16 protein-coding genes, 1 tRNA gene and 1 pseudogene are annotated in these 17,035 nt (G+C 75.4%); 13 read left to right on the top strand and 5 right to left on the bottom strand.

Annotation, left to right across the window (positions count from 1 at the left end; genetic code table 11):
• Window positions 1-2: 2 nt before the first annotated feature.
• Window positions 3-710, bottom strand: coding sequence for an SAF domain-containing protein (locus tag AB1207_RS14320; RefSeq protein WP_367639054.1), 708 nt, complete (start codon window positions 708-710; stop codon window positions 3-5).
• A gap of 111 nt (window positions 711-821) precedes the next feature.
• Between AB1207_RS14320 and AB1207_RS14315 the strand changes: the two genes are divergently transcribed.
• On the top strand, window positions 822-1,010 hold the full coding sequence (locus AB1207_RS14315; protein ID WP_367639141.1) for a hypothetical protein: 189 nt from the start codon (window positions 822-824) through the stop codon (window positions 1,008-1,010).
• Window positions 1,011-1,024: 14 nt separating this feature from the next.
• Here AB1207_RS14315 and AB1207_RS14310 read toward each other — a convergent pair.
• The 3 genes and pseudogenes from AB1207_RS14310 to AB1207_RS14300 all read right to left on the bottom strand — a co-directional run.
• Window positions 1,025-1,165 (bottom strand): annotated as a pseudogene (locus tag AB1207_RS14310) (FmdB family zinc ribbon protein); the annotation flags it as partial.
• Between the two features lie 84 nt (window positions 1,166-1,249).
• A complete protein-coding gene (locus tag AB1207_RS14305; protein WP_367639053.1) occupies window positions 1,250-3,433 on the bottom strand; it encodes a phosphodiester glycosidase family protein in 2,184 nt (727 codons plus the stop codon).
• A 23-nt stretch (window positions 3,434-3,456) separates the two neighbouring features.
• Complete coding sequence (locus AB1207_RS14300; protein ID WP_367639052.1) at window positions 3,457-4,980, bottom strand: potassium/proton antiporter; 1,524 nt, start codon at window positions 4,978-4,980, stop codon at window positions 3,457-3,459.
• Between the two features lie 44 nt (window positions 4,981-5,024).
• Here AB1207_RS14300 and AB1207_RS14295 point away from each other — a divergent pair, with 44 nt between their 5' ends.
• On the top strand, window positions 5,025-6,509 hold the full coding sequence (locus tag AB1207_RS14295; RefSeq protein ID WP_367639051.1) for a phytoene desaturase family protein: 1,485 nt from the start codon (window positions 5,025-5,027) through the stop codon (window positions 6,507-6,509).
• A 48-nt stretch (window positions 6,510-6,557) separates the two neighbouring features.
• Here the strand turns inward: AB1207_RS14295 and AB1207_RS14290 are convergent, their stop codons facing one another.
• The gene (locus AB1207_RS14290; protein WP_367639050.1) at window positions 6,558-7,220 is read right to left on the bottom strand and encodes a 5-formyltetrahydrofolate cyclo-ligase; all 663 of its coding nucleotides are present in this window, start codon (window positions 7,218-7,220) and stop codon (window positions 6,558-6,560) included.
• A gap of 166 nt (window positions 7,221-7,386) precedes the next feature.
• Here AB1207_RS14290 and galU point away from each other — a divergent pair, with 166 nt between their 5' ends.
• The 11 genes from galU to AB1207_RS14235 all read left to right on the top strand — a co-directional run bounded on the left by galU (window position 7,387) and on the right by AB1207_RS14235 (window position 17,021).
• Window positions 7,387-8,313, top strand: a complete 927-nt coding sequence (gene galU / locus AB1207_RS14285; RefSeq protein WP_367639049.1) for a UTP--glucose-1-phosphate uridylyltransferase GalU — start codon at window positions 7,387-7,389, stop codon at window positions 8,311-8,313.
• A gap of 19 nt (window positions 8,314-8,332) precedes the next feature.
• The gene (glp, locus tag AB1207_RS14280; protein ID WP_367639048.1) at window positions 8,333-9,619 is read left to right on the top strand and encodes a molybdotransferase-like divisome protein Glp; all 1,287 of its coding nucleotides are present in this window, start codon (window positions 8,333-8,335) and stop codon (window positions 9,617-9,619) included.
• Window positions 9,620-9,678: 59 nt separating this feature from the next.
• A complete protein-coding gene (gene moaC, locus AB1207_RS14275) occupies window positions 9,679-10,122 on the top strand; it encodes a cyclic pyranopterin monophosphate synthase MoaC (protein WP_367639135.1) in 444 nt (147 codons plus the stop codon).
• Entirely contained in the window at window positions 10,115-10,624 is a 510-nt protein-coding gene (locus AB1207_RS14270; protein ID WP_367639047.1) for a MogA/MoaB family molybdenum cofactor biosynthesis protein, read from the top strand. The genes moaC and AB1207_RS14270 overlap by 8 nt, the downstream gene beginning before the upstream one ends.
• On the top strand, window positions 10,621-11,220 hold the full coding sequence (locus AB1207_RS14265; protein WP_367639046.1) for a GNAT family N-acetyltransferase: 600 nt from the start codon (window positions 10,621-10,623) through the stop codon (window positions 11,218-11,220). The genes AB1207_RS14270 and AB1207_RS14265 overlap by 4 nt, the downstream gene beginning before the upstream one ends.
• A 78-nt stretch (window positions 11,221-11,298) precedes the next feature.
• Entirely contained in the window at window positions 11,299-12,078 is a 780-nt protein-coding gene (locus AB1207_RS14260; protein WP_367639045.1) for a SepX/GlpR family protein, read from the top strand.
• Window positions 12,079-12,162: 84 nt separating this feature from the next.
• Window positions 12,163-12,235, top strand: a tRNA-Ala gene (locus AB1207_RS14255).
• 242 nt (window positions 12,236-12,477) lie between these two features.
• Window positions 12,478-14,031, top strand: a complete 1,554-nt coding sequence (locus AB1207_RS14250; RefSeq protein ID WP_367639044.1) for a sugar transferase — start codon at window positions 12,478-12,480, stop codon at window positions 14,029-14,031.
• Window positions 14,032-14,221: 190 nt separating this feature from the next.
• Window positions 14,222-15,187 (top strand): glycosyltransferase family 2 protein, encoded by a 966-nt coding sequence (locus AB1207_RS14245; RefSeq protein ID WP_367639043.1) that lies wholly within the window; start codon window positions 14,222-14,224, stop codon window positions 15,185-15,187.
• Between the two features lie 68 nt (window positions 15,188-15,255).
• Window positions 15,256-16,077 (top strand): WecB/TagA/CpsF family glycosyltransferase, encoded by an 822-nt coding sequence (locus AB1207_RS14240; protein WP_367639042.1) that lies wholly within the window; start codon window positions 15,256-15,258, stop codon window positions 16,075-16,077.
• Complete coding sequence (locus AB1207_RS14235) at window positions 16,074-17,021, top strand: glycosyltransferase family 2 protein (protein WP_367639041.1); 948 nt, start codon at window positions 16,074-16,076, stop codon at window positions 17,019-17,021. The genes AB1207_RS14240 and AB1207_RS14235 overlap by 4 nt, the downstream gene beginning before the upstream one ends.
• Window positions 17,022-17,035: the final 14 nt, after the last annotated feature.

Below are 17,035 nucleotides of genomic sequence, written 5' to 3'. Positions count from 1 at the left end.
CGTCACGACCGCACCGTCACCACGGTCCGGCCCGCCGCCGCGGCCAACCGCGCCGCCGTGGCGGGGTCGACGGCGAGCAGCACCGACGCAGGACCCTGCGACCCGGACGGGCCGAGCAGCCCGCCGGAGGTCGGCGGCGCCGGGACCCGCAGCACCACGACCCCGGCGGCGATCCGCTCGGCCCCGGTCGCGGCCCCCGACACCGGGTCCTGCGTCCGGGCCAGGACGTCCACCCGGGCGCCCGGTGCCAGGCTCTGCAGCAGCGCGGTGTCGCCCACCTCGACCCCCGTCGCGACCGTCCCCGCCGGCTGCCCCGCCAACAGGGGGCCCGTCGTCGTGCGCGCGTCGGTCAGCACCTCGCCGCGCCGGACGGGCGCGGCCAGGACCGCCCCCAGGACGGCGGCGGCCCCCAGGGTCCCGTCGGGCACGGTGGCGTCGTCCCGTTCCTGGGGTGTGACGTCGGCGGCGGTGAGGACCGCGCCGGTCGGCAGGTCACGCGCGGCGACGAGGACCCGCGCCTGCACCGGGGCGGGTGGCGCCAGCGTGGCCACGGCGACGCCGCCGGCGGCCGCGACCAGCCCGGCCGACAGCCAGCGCCGGGTCAGGCGGCGGCGACGCCGGGCCAGCGGACCGCGGGGCGGGGGAGCGGGCAACGGGAGGTCGAGGTCGTCGAGGTGGCGGTCGAGGTGGTCGCGAGGGGTGGCGGGCACGGCGCGACGCTAGGTGCGCCGGACGCTGAGCCGCCGAACGCGACAGGCCGCCTGTGGACGGCGGGCGTCCCAGGCGGCCTGTGGAGACCGGTGCGACCTCAGGCGGCCGAGGTGGCCCCGCCTGTGGACGAGGAGCTCGAGGAGCCGGCCGACGACGAGGACGAGGAGGACGACGTCGAGGAGGACGACGAGGCCGACGGCTTCGCGTCGGAGGAGGCGGGTTTGCTCTCCGAGGCCTTGTCCGAGCTCGCGGAGGAGCTGCCCGACGAACCGTTGGAGGAGCGGGAGTCGTTGCGGTAGAAGCCGGATCCCTTGAAGACGATGCCGACGTTGTTGAACAGCTTGCGCAGGGATCCCGAGCACTCCGGGCAGTCCGTCAGGGCGTCGTCGCTGAAGGACTGGCGGACCTCGAAGGAGTGTCCGCAGGACTGGCAGGCGTAGGCGTAGGTGGGCACGCGATCTCCGTGGAAGTCCAGGACCCGCTGGCACTCGGGTCGTTCGAGTGCCAATGGTACTCGCCGTCGAGCCCCCGCGGGTGCTCAGCGACGGGGCCGGGACCGCCGGGACACGTCCCCGGCGCCGGACGGCAGGGGCGGCACCTGCGCCTCCAGTCCCGCGAGGTCCAGCGCACCGGCGCCCCGCGCCGCCACCGACGTCTGCGCCAGGTACAGCCGCTCGACGAGGACCTCCCGCGCCGACGGCGGCAGGTCGGCGACGAACCGCTGCCAGCCCGTCGCACCGACCCGCGAGGCGAAGGTCAGCGGACGACTCGCCCCGTCGACCCGGACGACCCCGCGCAACCACCCGCCGGCCCCGTCGCCGCGCACGCTCACCGCCAGACCCGTCGCACCGCGCGGGACCGGCAGGGGGACGCGCGCCACGAGGGCCGCGGTCGCCGTCCCCGGCTCGGTCGGCCGCACGGTGAAGTCGAAGGCCAGCCGCAGGGCCGGTCCGTCGACGGAACGCACCGAGGCGTCGGCGCGCACGCCCGCCACGGTCCAGCGGGACGGGTCCGCGAGCGGGTCCACCGTGACGGCACGGGTCCCGACCGCCGCCGGGACGTCGGCGACGACCCCGTCGGCCGCGAGCCGCACCCAGGACGAGGAGGGACCGCCCGCCACGGCGGTCAGCCGCAGCCGGCCGTCGGGCAGCACCTGGGCCGTGAGCACCGACCGGTCGGTCCCGACGAGGACGTCGGCGGCGTCGACGGCCGCCGTCCGGCCGCCCGCGTCGCGGCCGGTGACCACGACGTCGACCGTCGACCCCGCCGCGGGGAGGACGAGCGGTCGGTCGGTGCCGAGCCGCGCCACCGGGTCGAGCACCTGGACGTCGAGGGACCCGGAGGCGGCGCCCAGGACGGCCCGCAGCGTCGCCGGACCCGGTGCGAGGCCCCGGACGGCGACGCGGAGACCGCCGGCCTCGTCGGCGCCGCGGTCCTGCACCGCGACAGCACCCGAGGCGACCTGCACGAGGGGGACGCCGGCCGCCGGTGCCCCCGAGGCGCTGAGGGGGACCACCCGCAGGAGCGCGCCCAGTCCGGGGAACACGGCGACGGCCTCCCCCGTGGGGGTGAGCGGGCGCAGCACCACCGAGCGCGGTTCGGGCCCCGCGGCGGCGGGCACGAGGGCCAGGACGTGGGCCACGGGCCGCGCGGCGCCGTCGGAGGGCACCACGGCCTCGGTCACCGTGGCGTCGCCGGAGACCCGGGCCACCAGCTGCGCGGATCCGCCGCCGTCGAGCATGACCGCCCCGAGGGCGCCGGCGTCGAGCATCCGCCGCGCCGTCTCGACGGCCGTCACCCCGACCGACCGGGCCGTCCCGCCCTCGACCGTGAGGAGCAGCAGGTCCCCGGCCGCCGTCCAGCCCACCGCGCTCCGGGCGCGCAGCGCGGCCCACGTCGGGTCCGCCCCGTCGATCGGGGCCAGGGCGCCGTCGCGCACGAGTTCCAGGCGGGCGCCGACGGCGAACCCGCCCGCACCCGGCGGCAGCGCGTCGTCGAGGACCCGCACGTCCGTGGTGACGGGGGTGCCGAGCGGCGTGCTCGCGAGAGCCGCCGCGACGGTTCCGGAGGCGACGAGGACCCCGCCGTCGGCGGGGACCGGCACCGGTCCCGGCGCGCGCACGGCCGTCACCGCGCCGCCGCGCACCTCGAGCTCCACCCCGCCGACCGTCGTCAGCGAGCGGTCCCCGGCGCCCCACGCCGGCCCGAACAGGACGAGGGCGTCCGCCGGCACGGTGCGGGTGCAGAGCGCGGCGAGGGGGAAGGACCGTCCGCCGACCGCGGCGGAACCCTGCAGGACGACCCGTCCCACCCGGCCCCGCCAGCCCGTCCCGTCGCCCTCGAGCCCCACGGCCCACTGCGGGTCGGCGGACGCCTTGACCGCCCGGCCGTCCAGGACGACCGGGCCGTCGGGGGTCCCCGTGCGGTCGATGTCGAAGAAGTCGCCGTTGACGGCCGCGACCGCACCGGCCGCGGAGGCCAGCTCGGCCGGTGTCCGCGGCGAGCTCAGCGTCTGCTGGAGCAGGACCGGCCGCGTGGACGCCCCGGCGGCCAGGCGCACGAGCACCTGGCGGACGGGTCCGGCCGAGGTGGAGCGTTCGAGGGTGACGCCAGGGGCGAGGGCCCGCGCCGCCTCCGCCGCCTCCGCCCGCGCCGCGGTCCGCAGGGGCACGAGCCCCGCCACCGACACCGCGGCGAACGACAACACGGTGCGACGGCGCATGGACTCACCGTAGGTGCTTGGGGTCAGGCCTGGCGCCAGCCCGCGAGCTTGCCGTCCCGGCTGACGGCCTGCAGCCGCTCCTCGACCTGCCGGCGCTCGGCCGTGCCCGTCACGACGAGCAGGTCGTCGCCGTGGCGCAGGACCGTCCGCGGCTGCGGCACGAACGTCGCCCCGTCGCGCGCCACGAGGCTCACGTTGGCCCCGCGCGGCAGCCGCAGCTCGAACACCTCCACCCCGTGCAGCCGGGACCGCGGACCCACCCGCACCTGCACGACGTCCGCCGACAGCGTGCCCAGCGGGGACACCTCGACGTCCAGGTCGGTCGTCGGCGCTGCCGTCACGAGCCCCAGCGTGCGGGCCAGCGGGGCCAGGGTCGGCGCCTGCACGAGCGTGAAGACGACGACTAGGACGAGCACGATGTCGAAGAGCCGCTCCGAGCCGTCGATCCCCGCCACCACCGGCACCGTGGCCAGCACGACCGGCACGGCGCCGCGCAATCCCGCCCACGACAGGAACGCCAGGTCCGGCCGCGGCAGCCGGAACCCCGCGAGGGAGAGGACGACCGAGACCGGCCGGGCCAGGAGGGTGAGCACGAGACCGAGCAGCAGCGCGTCGAAGACCGCCGACGGCAGCCGGGAGGGGTTCGCCAGCAGCCCGAGCATGACGAACAGGCCGATCTGGGCGAGCCAGCCGAACGCCTCGGCGAAACCCCGCGTCGCGTGCCGGTGCGGCAACCGCGCGTTCCCGAGGACGAGCCCGCACAGGTACGTCGCGAGGAACCCCGAGGCGTGCAGGACGTCGGCCACCGCGAAGGCCCCCACGGCCAGCGCCAGCACCGCGACCGGGTAGAGCCCGGAACTCGGCAACGCGCTGCGGCGCAGCAGGAAGGCCCCTGCGGCCCCGACGCCGACCCCGACGACCGTGCCGAGCCCGAGTTCGAACACCGCCTCGGCCAGGTAGAACCACCACGCGTGGTCGGAGTGCCCGGCGGCGACCTCCGTGAGTGCGATGACCGCGATGACCACGGGGGCGTCGTTGAGGCCCGACTCGGCCTCCAGCACCCCGGACAACCGCTGCGGCAGCGGCACCGAGCGCAGCACCGAGAACACCGCGGCCGCGTCGGTGGAGGAGACGACCGCGCCCAGGAGGAAGGACACCGGCCAGCTCGTCTGCAGCAGCAGGTGCGCGCCGACGCCCACGACGCCGATCGAGACGGTCGTGCCGACGGTGGCCAGGACGGAGGCCGGGGCCAGCACGCCCTTGATCGCGTCCCACCGGGTCGTCAGACCGCCCTCGGCCAGGATGAGGACGAGCGCCCCGTACCCGAGGACCTGCGCGATCTCCGCGTCCCCGAAGGGGATGCCCAGCCCGTCCTCGCCCAGGACGAGACCGAGGGCCAGGTAGAGCAGCAGGGAGGGCAGTCCGGTCCGGGCCGACAGGCGCACGGCGAGCACCGCGAGCAGCAGGACTCCGGAGGCCAGCAGCAGCACGCGGCTGAACTCCTCCAGGGTCATGCCGAACCGTAACGCGCGGACTACGGTGCTCACGTGCTCCTGGGAGAACCGCGCCCGTCCGCCTCCGGCCCCCGCTCGTGAGGGGCACCGCGACCGTCGTCGGCTCGGGCCCCAACGGGTTGTCCGCCGCCGTCGTCCTGGCCCGTGCCGGTCTCGAGGTCACCGTCCTGGAGGCCCGCGACCGGGTGGGCGGGGCCTGCACCGACGCCGAACTCCTCGGCCCGGGGGTCGTGACCGACCTGGGGTCGGCGGTCCACCCGTTCGCGGTCGCGAGCCCCTTCTTCCGCGACCTCCCGCTGGAACGGCACGGGCTGCGCTGGCGGCACGGGCGCTACCCCGTCGGCCACCCCCTCGACGACGGACCGGCCGCCGTGCTCCCGCACGACCTCGAGGAGGCCGCCGAGGGGCTCGGGCGGGACGGCCGGGCCTGGCACGCGCTCTTCGCCGGGCCCGTGGCACGGTGGGAGGAGCTCGTCCCCGACGTCCTGGGCCCGTTGCTGCGGGTGCCGTCCTCCCCGCTGGCCCTCGGCCTCTTCGGGGCGCGGGCGGCCTGGCCGGCGGCCGCCTTCGTGCGGACGGTGTTCCGCGAGGAACCCGCGCGGGCGCTGTTCGCGGGCATGGCCGCCCACGCCCTGCAGCCGCACACGCAGGTGCTCACGTCCGCGTTCGGTGCGCTGTTCGGCGCCGCCGCCCACGCCACGGGGTGGCCCGTCCCCGAGGGCGGCTCCGGCGCCATCACCCGTGCGCTGCACGGGGTCCTGACCGAGAACGGCGGTCGCGTCGAGACGGGTCACACCGTCCGCTCGCTCGCCGACCTGCCTCCCGCCGACGTCACCCTGCTCGACGTCACGCCCCGCCAGCTCCTCGCGCTCGGCGCCGACCGGCTGCCCGCGCGCTACGCCGAGGGGCTGCGGCGCTGGAGCTACGGCCCCGGCGCGCACAAGGTCGACTACCTCCTCGACGGGCCCGTCCCGTGGCGCGACCCGCGGCTGGCCGACGCCGTCACCGTGCACCTCGGGGGGACGGCCCGCGAGGTCGCCACCGCCGAGGCCGACGTCGTCGCCGGTCGCCACCCGGACCGCCCGTTCGTCCTCCTCGCCCAGCAGGACGCCGCCGACCCCGGCCGCGCACCCGGCGGGCAGCGCGTCGTCTGGGCCTACGCCCACACCCCCCAGGGCTCGGCCGACCCCCACGTCGGGGAACGGGTGGACCGTCAGGTCGAGCGGTTCGCGCCGGGGTTCCGCGACCGGATCGTCGGACGCGTCGAGACGAGCCCGGCGCAGCTGGAGGAGTGGGACGCCAACCTCGTCGGCGGGGACGTCGGCGGGGGAGCGCTCACGTTGCGGCAGCAGCTCTTCCGGCCCGTCGTCGGGCTCTCGCCCTACCGCGTCCCGCTGCCCGGGACGTACCTGTGCTCGGCCGCCACGCCGCCCGGCGGCGGGGTGCACGGGATGTGCGGGTTCCACGCCGCCAACGTCGCGCTGCGCGACCTCGCCCGGTCCCGCCGGGTGGCTCGTTGTCCGGCGCTGCGCGCCGGCTCCAGCACCCGGCTCGACGAGTGAGTCGGTCGTGACGACGAGCCCACCCCCGGGAGGGCAGCGGAGGGCGCGTCAGGTCGCGAGCCAGAGCCAGCGCGTCGGCGTCACGACGGCCTGGACGAGCTGGTCGTGGGGGAGGGCGGGCAGCGGGCTGACCGCTGCGTCGAGCAGCTCCTCGTCGTGCACGACGGCGACGACGGGGACCCGCGCGGGGACCCGGCGCAGCGCGCGGTCGTAGCTGCCGCCGCCCTGGCCCAGCCGGCGGCCGGCGGTGTCGACGGCCAGGGCGGGCACGACGACCAGGTCGGCGCTCGCGATCGCGTGCACGCCCAGGTGCCCCGGGGTGGCGCCGGCCGGTCGCAGCTCCCAGTCCAGGTCGCCGTCGGGCAGGAGCACGGGCAGCAGCACCTCGACGTCGCGGCGGCGCAGCTCGGCCAGCGACGCGCGGGTGCCGGGCTCCCCGGGCAGGGACGTGTAGGCGGCCACGCGGCTGGCGCCCCCCAGCAGCGGGCAGTCGAGCAGGACCCGGGCGACGGCGGCGTCGACCGCGGCGGCGTCCTCGGGTGGCACTGCGCGACGGGCCGCCCTGATGTCGTGCCGCAGAGCACGTTTGCGGGCGTCGACGGCGAGGACGTCCGGTTCCACGGACAGGTCCCGCCGGACGGAGAGGTCCCCCGTGGCGGATGCCGGGTCGGACGGCGAGCCGGCGTCGAGGACGGTGTCGGGTGTGGGCACGGCCGCTCCTGGTTCGGGCGGACGCGCTCGGGGGTTCCGGTCCCGGTCCGCTCCCGTCGAGTCTGCCTCCTGCGACGGGGTTCCGGAAGGGGTCGACCGGGCCACCCCGTCGGCGCATCGTGGCTGCAGGCAGTGGCCGCCCCTCGACGGGCGGTAGCCTCCGCCCATGACTGAACGCGACGAGCGTCCCGGCCGCACGGTGCGCAAGGCCGTGATCCCCGCCGCCGGTCAGGGAACCCGCTTCCTGCCGGCCACGAAGGCGATGCCCAAGGAGATGCTGCCGGTGGTGGACACCCCGGCCATCCAGTACATCGTCGAGGAGGCCGTCCGCGCCGGGCTCACCGACGTCCTGATGATCACCGGGCGCAACAAGCGCTCCCTCGAGGACCACTTCGACCGCAACGTCGAGCTCGAGGTCGGGCTGGAGAAGAAGGGCGACTCGGCCAAGCTGGCCCGCGTCCAGGAGTCCACCGACCTCGCCCAGGTGCACTACGTCCGCCAGGGCGACCCCAAGGGCCTCGGGCACGCCGTGGCCGTGGCCGAGCAGCACGTCGGCGACGAACCGTTCGTCGTCCTGCTCGGCGACGACATCGTCGACTCCCGCGACCCCCTGCTCGACGTCATGATCAAGGTGCGCGAGGAGCACGGCGGCAGCGTCGTGGCCTTCATGGAGGTCCCCGAGGACCAGATCCACCTCTACGGCTGCGCCGTGGCCGAGCCGACCGGCACGACCGACGTCGTCAAGGTCTCGGGCCTGGTGGAGAAGCCCAAGCGCGAGGAGGCCCCGAGCAACCTCGCCATCATCGGCCGCTACCTGCTCGACCCGGCCGTCTTCGCCGTGCTGCGCGACACCCCGCCCGGCAAGGGCGGGGAGATCCAGCTGACCGACGCCCTGCAGGTCCTCGCCCAGGGCGACGGCCCCGGGTACGGCGTCCACGGCGTCGTGTTCCGCGGCCGCCGGTACGACACCGGCGACAAGCTCGACTACATCAAGGCCGTCGTGCGCCTCGCCAGCGAGCGCGCCGACATCGGCTCGGACCTGCGCGAGTGGCTCGGCGAGTTCGTCGCGTCCGGTGCAGGAGTGCAGGACTGAGCGTGACAACCTTCGGGGTGTGAGTGCTGCACCCCTGACCTCGGTGGCGGCGCACCGGCAGTCCTGCCTGGACCTGGTGCGGCCGCTGCCGCCGCTCGACCTCGCCCTGCGCGACGCCCTCGGCTGCGTCCTGGCCGAGGACGTCGTGAGCCCCCGGCCGCTGCCCGCCTTCGACAACTCCGCGATGGACGGCTACGCGGTCCGGGTGCGCGACGTCGAGGCGGCGAGCGAGGAGAACCCCGTCGGTCTGCCCGTCGTCGGCGACATCGCCGCCGGGCGGGCCGACACCCTGCGCCTGGTCGGCGGGACGACCGCGCGGATCATGACCGGAGCCCCCGTCCCGCAGGGCACCGAGGCCGTCGTCCCCGTCGAGTGGACCGACCGCGGCGTCTCGCACGTCACGATCCGCCGCGCGCCGGCCCCCGGTCAGCACATCCGCCTCGCCGGTGAGGACGCCCCGGCCGGCACCCTCGTGCTGGAGGCGGGCACCCGCCTGGAACCCCGTCACATCGGCGTCCTCGCCGCGCTCGGTCGCGCCCGGGTCCGCGTGCGGCCCCGGCCGCGCGTCGTCGTCGTCTCCACGGGCACCGAGGTCGTCGAACCCGGCGTGACCCTGGCCCGCGGCCAGCTGCACGACGCCAACGGCTACCTCCTGACCGCGGCCGTCGAGGACGTCGGGGCCCTCGGCTACCGCGTCGGCGTCGTCGCCGACGATGGCCGCGAGCTCGCCGCCGTCCTGGACGACCAGCTCGTGCGGGCCGACGTCGTCATCACCTCCGGCGGGGTCAGCGAGGGGGCGTACGACACCGTCAAGGAGGTGCTGTCGGCCCCCGGCGCGCACGCCGTCCGCTTCGACCGCGTCGCCGTCCAGCCCGGCATGCCGCAGGGGCTGGGGACGCTGGGGGAGCAGGGCGTCCCCGTCTTCACGCTGCCCGGCAACCCCGTCAGCTCCTTCGTCTCCTTCGAGGTGTTCGTGCGCCCGGCGCTGCGCCGCATGCTCGGCGACGAGGGGCCGGACCCCCAGCGGCCCCGGGTGCGGGCCGTCGCCGGCACCGGCTGGACGTCACCGCCCGCCAAGGAGCAGTACGTCCGCGCGGCCTGGACGCGCGGTGCCGACGGCCGCTTCGTCGTCGAACCCGTCTCCGGGCACGGGTCCCACCTCGTGACCGCCCTCGCCCGCGCCACCTGCCTGGCCGTCGTCCCCGTCGGGGTCGCCGAGGTGGCCCCCGGCGACGAGGTGGAGTGCGTCCTGCTGGGCCCGCTGCCGCAGGAGGCGGCGCTGGACGTGCCGGTGGGGCACCCGTGAGCCAGAGTGACGCCGTGCGCCCGCGGCTGACCCACCTCGACGACGCCGGCCACGCGCGGATGGTGGACGTCTCCGCCAAGCCGGTCACCGTGCGGGAGGCGCGCGCCGAGGGGTACGTCCGCTGCACGCAGGCCGTGCTGGACCTGCTCGCCGACGGCGGCCTGCCCAAGGGCGACGCCCTCGCCGTGGCGCGCATCGCGGGCCTGCAAGCGGCCAAACGCACCCCGGACCTCGTCCCGCTGGCGCATCCTGTGGCGGTGCACGCCGTCGAGGTCGACATCGTCCCCGTGAGCACGCCCGGGCTGACCGGCGTGCACATCACGGCCGCCGTGCGCACGGCGGACCGCACGGGCATCGAGATGGAGGCGCTGACCTGCGTCGCCGTCGCCGGTCTGACGTTCGTCGACATGGTCAAGGCCGTCGACAAGCGGACCGTCCTGGACGGCGTGCGGGTCACGGCCAAGAGCGGCGGCCGGTCGGGGGACTGGACCGTCGATGGCTGAGCGCACAGCACTCGTCGTGACGGTCTCGAACCGGGCGTCCGCCGGCGTCTACACCGACACCTCCGGCCCCGTGGCCGTCGAGGGGCTGCGGGACATGGGGTTCAGCGTCGACGGCCCCGTCGTCGTCCCCGACGGCGACCCCGTCGAGGAGGCGTTGCGCGACGCCGTCGCCGCCGGGTACGACGTCGTCGTGACCAACGGCGGCACGGGGCTCAGCCCCCTGGACCTCACCCCCGAACGCACCCTGCGCGTGCTCGACTACCTCGTCCCCGGTGTGCCCGAGGCGATCCGGGCCGCCGGCGCCGCCGCGGGCGTCCCGACGGCCGTGCTGTCGCGCGGGGTCGCGGGCGTCGCGGGCCGCACCGTCGTCGTCAACCTGCCGGGGTCCGTCGGCGGGGTCCGCGACGGGGTCGCCGTGCTCGCGGGGTTCCTGCCGCACGCCGTCGAACAGGTGCACGGCGGCGACCACCCGCGCGTGCCGCCCGCCGGAGCCGGACGGTGACCCCCGGCTGGCCCGTCGAACTGCGCGAGGGGTCCGTCCGGTTGCGTCCCCTGCGACGCCGCGACGCCGCGGTGTGGCGTTCGGTGCGCGCCGCGAACGCGTCCTGGCTGCGTCCGTGGGAGGCCACCTCGCCGGAGGGGAGCGGGCCGGCGCCGAGTTTCCCGCAGATGGTCCGGGGTTTCTCCCGCGAGGCCCGCGCCGGGCGCATGCTGCCGTTCGTCGTGGAACTCGACGGTGCGCTCGTCGGGCAGATCACCGTCTCGGGCATCACGTGGGGTTCGCTGCGCTCCGCGCACGTCGGGTACTGGATCGACCGCCGCGTCGCCGGCCGCGGGACGATCCCCGTCGCCCTGGCCCTCGTGGCCGACCACTGCTTCGGAACCCTTCGGCTGCACCGGGTCGAGGTGAACATCCGGCCGGAGAACGCGGCGTCGCTGCGGGTCGCGGAGAAGCTCGGCATGCGCGACGAGGGGTTGCGCAAGGCCTACCTGCACATCGACGGCGCGTGGCGCGACCACCGGACGTTCGCGCTCACGGCGGGAGAGGTCCCCGAGGGGTTGCTGGCCCGGTACCGGGCCACCCAGCGCGCGCGCTGAGCGTTCCCAGCACTCCCGCAGCGCGACACACCGCCGAGTTGCGGGATCTCGCCCGCACGTGCCATAGCGTTGCGTCCCGTGCCCGCCAGCAGCCTGATCTTCCTCACCATCATCGCCTTGTGGGCTGCCTACCTCGTCCCGAACGCCATCCGGAAGCACCGGCGGACGGCCGAGGCGCGCCAGGCCGACCGGGATTCGGAGGCCATGCGCGTCGTCGTGCGCCGCGGGTCCGCCCCGGTGGGGCAGGCGCTGGCGGCGGCGGCCGTGTCCGCGGCCGCGGTGGGGGCCTCCAGCCGTCCCGTCCTCGGGTCCTCCGCCGTTCCGGCTGCGGCGCAGTCGGTCTCGTCGACGTCTCCGCGGAAGACGCTGCCGCGCAGCACGTCTCGCGTCGTGGCCCGTCGCCGTCGCCTCCTCGCGACCGCCGCGGCCCTGACCGTCCTCGGCTGGGTCCTCGTCGTGGCCGGGACCGCGCCGTGGTGGTCCGGCGCCCTGCCGACGGTGGGCCTCCTGCTCGTCGTGGCGGCGCTGACGCGTCACGGCGCCTCCGCTCCCGCCCGGCCCGCGGCGCGGCTCGCGACCCCCACCGTCGCGATCCCCGTGACGCGGTCGGCCGGTCTGCGCACCGGCGTCCCGGCCCCCCGCGACGAGCGTCCCTCGCCGCTGGCCGACGACCGCGGCTGGGCGCCCGTCCCGGTCCCGCTCCCGACGTACCTGCTGAAGGACCGCGCCCGCACGTGGGACCCGGTCTCGCCCGCGGTCGCAGCCGCGGAGGCGGCGGAGGTGGCCGCCCGGCGCGCCGCCGTCGAGGAGACCCAGGTCATCGACCTGCGCGAGACGGCGCGCGTCGTCAACCAGTGAGTCGACCGGTGAGCGGTGGTCACCGACCTCCTGGGGGGCTGGTAACCTCTTCTCGTCGCCGCGAGTGATCGGGGACGACGGTCTGGGGCTGTGGCGCAGCTGGTAGCGCACCTCGTTCGCAACGAGGGGGTCAGGGGTTCGAATCCCCTCAGCTCCACCCAGGAAGGCCCTCACCGGCAACGGTGGGGGCCTTCGTCGTTGCCGGTGCCTTGACCCGCCGACGCGTCCGACCCCATGTGCGCTCCGTGAGGGACTTGCGGCGAACGGGTGATGTCTGGCTACCATGGGTCGCGCCAGCTCACCCTTCCGTAACGATTTCGGCTCGCCGAGGTCACCTGGACGGGTACTGGCGCCCCACGCCGCCGTGGGTGTCCACCAGGCCACGACGGGGGAGGGTCCATGGCTGCCGAGGAACTGCGTCTGCTGCCGAGCCAGCGACGACGCGTGATCGATGCACCGACCGTCCCGCTGCCGGAGAACCATCAGCCGTTCCTGCCCGTCGCGCTGCCGACCTCGCTGCGGCGGTCCTCGGCCCCCGGGCCGCACCGGCAGCCTGTGTGGCAGCGGCAGTACAGCCGGACCATCGCCGTCACGGACGCCCTCGCGGCGCTCGTCGGCGCCGTCCTGGGCTACCTGCTCCGCTTCGGCGACGCCCCCCACGCCGTCGGCCCGTCCGTCGCGTGGACGATGGCGCTGCTCCCGCCGGTGTGGGTCGTCTCGATGCTCCTCTTCCGCGCCTACGAACCGCGGTTCCACGGGGTCGGGTCCGAGGAGTTCCAGCGCGTGCTGCTCGCCGGCACGACGGTGGTCGCCCTCGTCGGGACCGTCTCCTGGGCCTTCGCGCTCGACGTGGCCCGCGGCTTCGTCGTCATCGCGCTGCCGGTCGCGGGCGTGCTCACCGTCGCCGCCCGGCTGGCCGTTCGGCGCTACCTGCACCACCGCCGCGCCGCGGGGGAGTGCATGCAGTCCACCGTCGTGGCCGGGCACCCCGGTGCCGTCGCCTCGCTCGTGCGGCAGGTGCAGCGCAACACCGACCACGGCCTGCGCGTCGACGGGGCCTGCACGCCCGACGGGCGCAGCACCCCCGAACTGGACGCGCTCGGCGTCCCCGTCCTGGGGTCCCTGGACGACATCGCGGACGTCGCGCGCGACGTCGACGTCGACGTCGTCGCGACCCTGACGTGCCCCGAACTCGACGGCCCCGTCCTGCGGCGCCTCGGGTGGGAGCTCGAGGACACCCGCGCCGACCTCGTCGTGGCGCCGGCGCTCACCGACGTCGTCGGCCCGCGCGTCGTCATCCGCCCCGTCTCCGGCCTGCCGCTGCTGCACGTGGACCGGCCCGAGCTGCGCGGCATCCGGCACGCCGGAAAGGCCCTGTTCGACCGCGGCAGCGCGGCCCTCGGCCTGCTCCTGCTGTCCCCGCTGTTCCTCCTCGTCGCGATCGCCATCAAGGTCGACGACCCGGGCCCGGTGTTCTTCCGGCAGACCCGCGTGGGCCGCGACGGCCGCGAGTTCTCCATGGTCAAGTTCCGCTCCATGGTCACCGACGCCGAGAAGCTGCTCATCGACCTGCGCGAGCAGTCCGAGGGCAACGGCCTGCTGTTCAAGATGCGTCGCGACCCCCGGGTGACGCGCGTCGGGACGCTGCTGCGCCGCTACTCCCTCGACGAGCTCCCGCAGCTGTTCAACGTGGTCGGCGGCAGCATGTCGCTCGTCGGTCCGCGGCCCCCGCTGCCCCGCGAGGTCGCCGAGTACGGCACCGACCTGCGCCGGCGGCTGCTGGTCAAGCCCGGCCTGACGGGCCTGTGGCAGGTGTCCGGCCGGTCCGACCTCGACCTCGAGGAGTCGACGCGGCTGGACCTGCAGTACGTCGAGAACTGGTCGCCCGCGTTCGACGTCATGATCCTTGCCAAGACGGCCCAGGCCGTCTTCGGCGGGCGTGGCGCGTACTGAGCGTGACGGACGTCGTTCGACCGTCACGCGGTGGAGTCGTGTGTGATTCGTGTCGCACCGTGAGCCGCTGTTCACGTCTTGCGTTCGTCCCCGACGGGCTGGCTACTATGCGCACGGCCAGGTGACCAGAAGTGACTGACTTGCGCCGAACGAGGCGCCAAACAGAGCAACGATCCGAGGAGGAGGACGCGTGACGACCAGCACGGACCAGCGGCCCGTCGAGTCGACCCCGTCCTCGCGTCCCACTCTGTCGGTCGTCGTCCCGGCCCACGACGAGGCCCGCACGCTGGGGCGCACGCTGGCCGCCCTGACGTCCGCCGCCGGTGGGGAGACCCCGGAGGTCGTCGTCGTGGCCAACGGCTGCAGCGACGACACCGCCGAGGTGGCCCGCGCGGCCGGCGCCCGCGTCGTGGAGCTCGGGCAGGCGTCCAAGGCCGCCGCCCTGCGCGCCGGGGACGAGGCGGCCACCGCCTTCCCCCGCATCTACCTCGACGCCGACATCGTGCTGACGCCCGGGACGCTCGGGCACCTGGCCGAGCGCCTGCGTCGCGGGGACGTGCACGCCGCGTCCCCGAGCATCCGGTTCGACCTGCGGGGGTCCTCGTGGCCCGTCCGCGCGTTCTACCGCGCGTACGCCGAACTGCCCTACGTCCGGTCCGGCCTCGTCGGGCTCGGCGTGTACGGGATGTCGGAGGCGGGCCGTTCGCGGTTCGCGCAGTTCCCCGACGTCACGAGCGACGACCTCTTCGTGCAGCGGCTCTTCGCCGAGCACGAGCGCGGCACGAGCGGCGGGGAGTTCGTCGTGGCCGCACCCAGGAACCTGCGCAACCTCCTCAAGGTGCGCACGAGGACCGCGTCGGGGAACGCGGAGCTCAGCAGGACCGAGCACCACGACGAACGAGGCGCCGGGGGGCGCCCGGTGACCGTCGACGCGTCGGACGACGCGACGGCCGCTGCCGGCGGGAGCGCCACGGGGAACGCACCAACCTTCGAGAGGTCGACGTCGGGAACGACGAGCGCCCTCGCGAAGCTCGCACTGTCCCGTCCACGACTGCTTCCGTCCGCCGCCGTCTACACCGCCGTCACCATCGCGTCCCGGATCTCCGCTCGCCGCAGGCAGACCACTGCCTGGCAGCGGGACACGTCCACTCGCTGACCGGCTCCCTGGGAGATCACATGGTTCTCTTCTCTGGCCCTTCGCGATCCTTGGCCTCGCTACGCTCCGTGACGTCTTTGGACCTGACGGCGATCGACGACCTCGAGGTCAGCGACCCTCGGCCCCGGCAGCAGGTGACGGTCGACGACGTCGAGTTCGACGCCCTGCGCGAGACCGAGGTCGTCGAGCACGTCATGGTCGCCCTCGACGAGGGCCGCGGCGGGAACCTCATCACCCCCAACGTCGACATCCTGCGCCAGCTGCGCCGCCCGCAGCTGCGGGAACTGGCCGAGCAGGCCGAACTCGTCGTCCCCGACGGCATGCCGATCGTCTGGGCGAGCAGGATCCAGGGCGAGGAACTGCCCGAACGCGTGACCGGTTCCTCCCTCATCTGGTCGCTGTCGGAAGCGGCTGCCCGGTCGGACCGGTCGCTGTACCTGCTCGGTGGCGCGGAGGGGATCGCCGAGCGTGCAGCGGACCGGTTGACCGAGGAGTACGAGGGCCTCGAGGTCGCGGGGGTGCACTGCCCGCCGTTCGGTTTCGAGAAGCGCGCCGACACGCTCGAGGAGACCGTCAGCGCCGTCGTCGAGGCCAAGCCCGACATCGTCTTCGTCGCCCTGGGGTTCCCCAAGCAGGAACGCCTCATGCAGCACCTGCGCCGGCACCTCCCGAACACGTGGTTCGTCGGGTGCGGGGGCACCCTGACGATGGTGGCCGGCGAGGTCTCGCGCGCACCGCTGTGGATCCAGCGCAGCGGTCTGGAGTGGGTGCACCGCCTCGCCATGGAACCGCGGCGGATGGCGAAGCGGTACCTCGTTCACGACCTGCCGTACGCGGCGGGGTTGTTCGCGCGGGCGGCGGCCCGGCGCACGACGCGGCGAGCGGCGTGAACCCCACCGGGACGACGCAGCCGCAGCCGAGCCCGGTGGTCGTCGACGAGGCCTGGCCCAGCGTCACCGTCGTGGTCCCCGTCCACGGGGACCGGGGCGAGTTGCGTCTGACCACGGCCGCGCTCGCTGCCCAGGACTACCCGGGCTCCGTGCAGGTCGTGGTGGTCGACAACGGCGACAACCGCGACCTGGACTCCAGCCTGTCGACCCTGCCCGGGGCCGACGTGGTGCGGGAACAGACCCCGGGGTCGTACGCGGCCCGCAACGCCGCCCTCGCCACCGCCCGCGGTGAGGTGCTCGCCTTCACCGACGGGGACTGCCTGCCGGACCCGGGCTGGTTGCGCGCCGGCGTGAGCGCCCTGCGTGCCCACGAGGGGCCGTGCTTCGTCGGCGGCGCGGTCGAGCTGTTCGCCCGAGACCAGACCCGTCCCTCCCTCGCCGAGATGTGGGACAGCCTGAACTTCCTGCGGCAGGAGGCCTACGTCCGCGAGCAGGGGTGGGCCGCCACGGCGAACATGATGACCCTGAGGTCGACCTTCGACGTCGTCGGGTCCTTCGACGCCCGCCTCCGCAGCGGGGGCGACCGCGAGTGGGGCGAACGAGCCGTCCGCACCGGGGTCGCCGCGGTCTACTGCCCCGAGGCCGTCGTCCGGCACCCGGCGCGGGCCCAGATGTCGGAACTGCACCGCAAGGCCCGGCGGGTCTCGCGGGGCGACGTCGAGTCGCGACGTCGCCAGGGTGCCCCGATGTTCGACCCGGGGGTCATCGCGGCGAGCGTGAACCCGAGCCCCCGCTCGACGGTCCGCCGATCGGCGGCCCTCGCGCACCCCACCCCCGCCAACCGCGGCAGGTACGTCGCTGTGGCGCTGTGGATGCGCTACTACACCTTCGGCTCGAAGCTCGCGCACGTCCTGCGCACCAGCCGGGCCGGCCGACAGAAGTGACCGAGGAGCAGACC

It is taken from the genome of Kineococcus endophyticus, assembly GCF_040796495.1.
In the GTDB taxonomy this organism is placed as follows: domain Bacteria; phylum Actinomycetota; class Actinomycetes; order Actinomycetales; family Kineococcaceae; genus Kineococcus; species Kineococcus endophyticus.
This window is presented reverse-complemented; position numbering and strand designations above follow the sequence as displayed.

Excerpts from the sequence above, each read along its gene's own strand:
- moaC (WP_367639135.1), top strand. The coding sequence starts at position 9,679 with ATGGTGGACGTCTCCGCCAAGCCGGTCACCGTGCGGGAGGCGCGCGCC.
- galU (WP_367639049.1), top strand. The coding sequence starts at position 7,387 with ATGACTGAACGCGACGAGCGTCCCGGCCGCACGGTGCGCAAGGCCGTG.
- AB1207_RS14250 (WP_367639044.1), top strand. The coding sequence starts at position 12,478 with ATGGCTGCCGAGGAACTGCGTCTGCTGCCGAGCCAGCGACGACGCGTG.
- AB1207_RS14305 (WP_367639053.1), bottom strand. The coding sequence starts at position 3,433 with ATGCGCCGTCGCACCGTGTTGTCGTTCGCCGCGGTGTCGGTGGCGGGG.
- AB1207_RS14270 (WP_367639047.1), top strand. The coding sequence starts at position 10,115 with ATGGCTGAGCGCACAGCACTCGTCGTGACGGTCTCGAACCGGGCGTCC.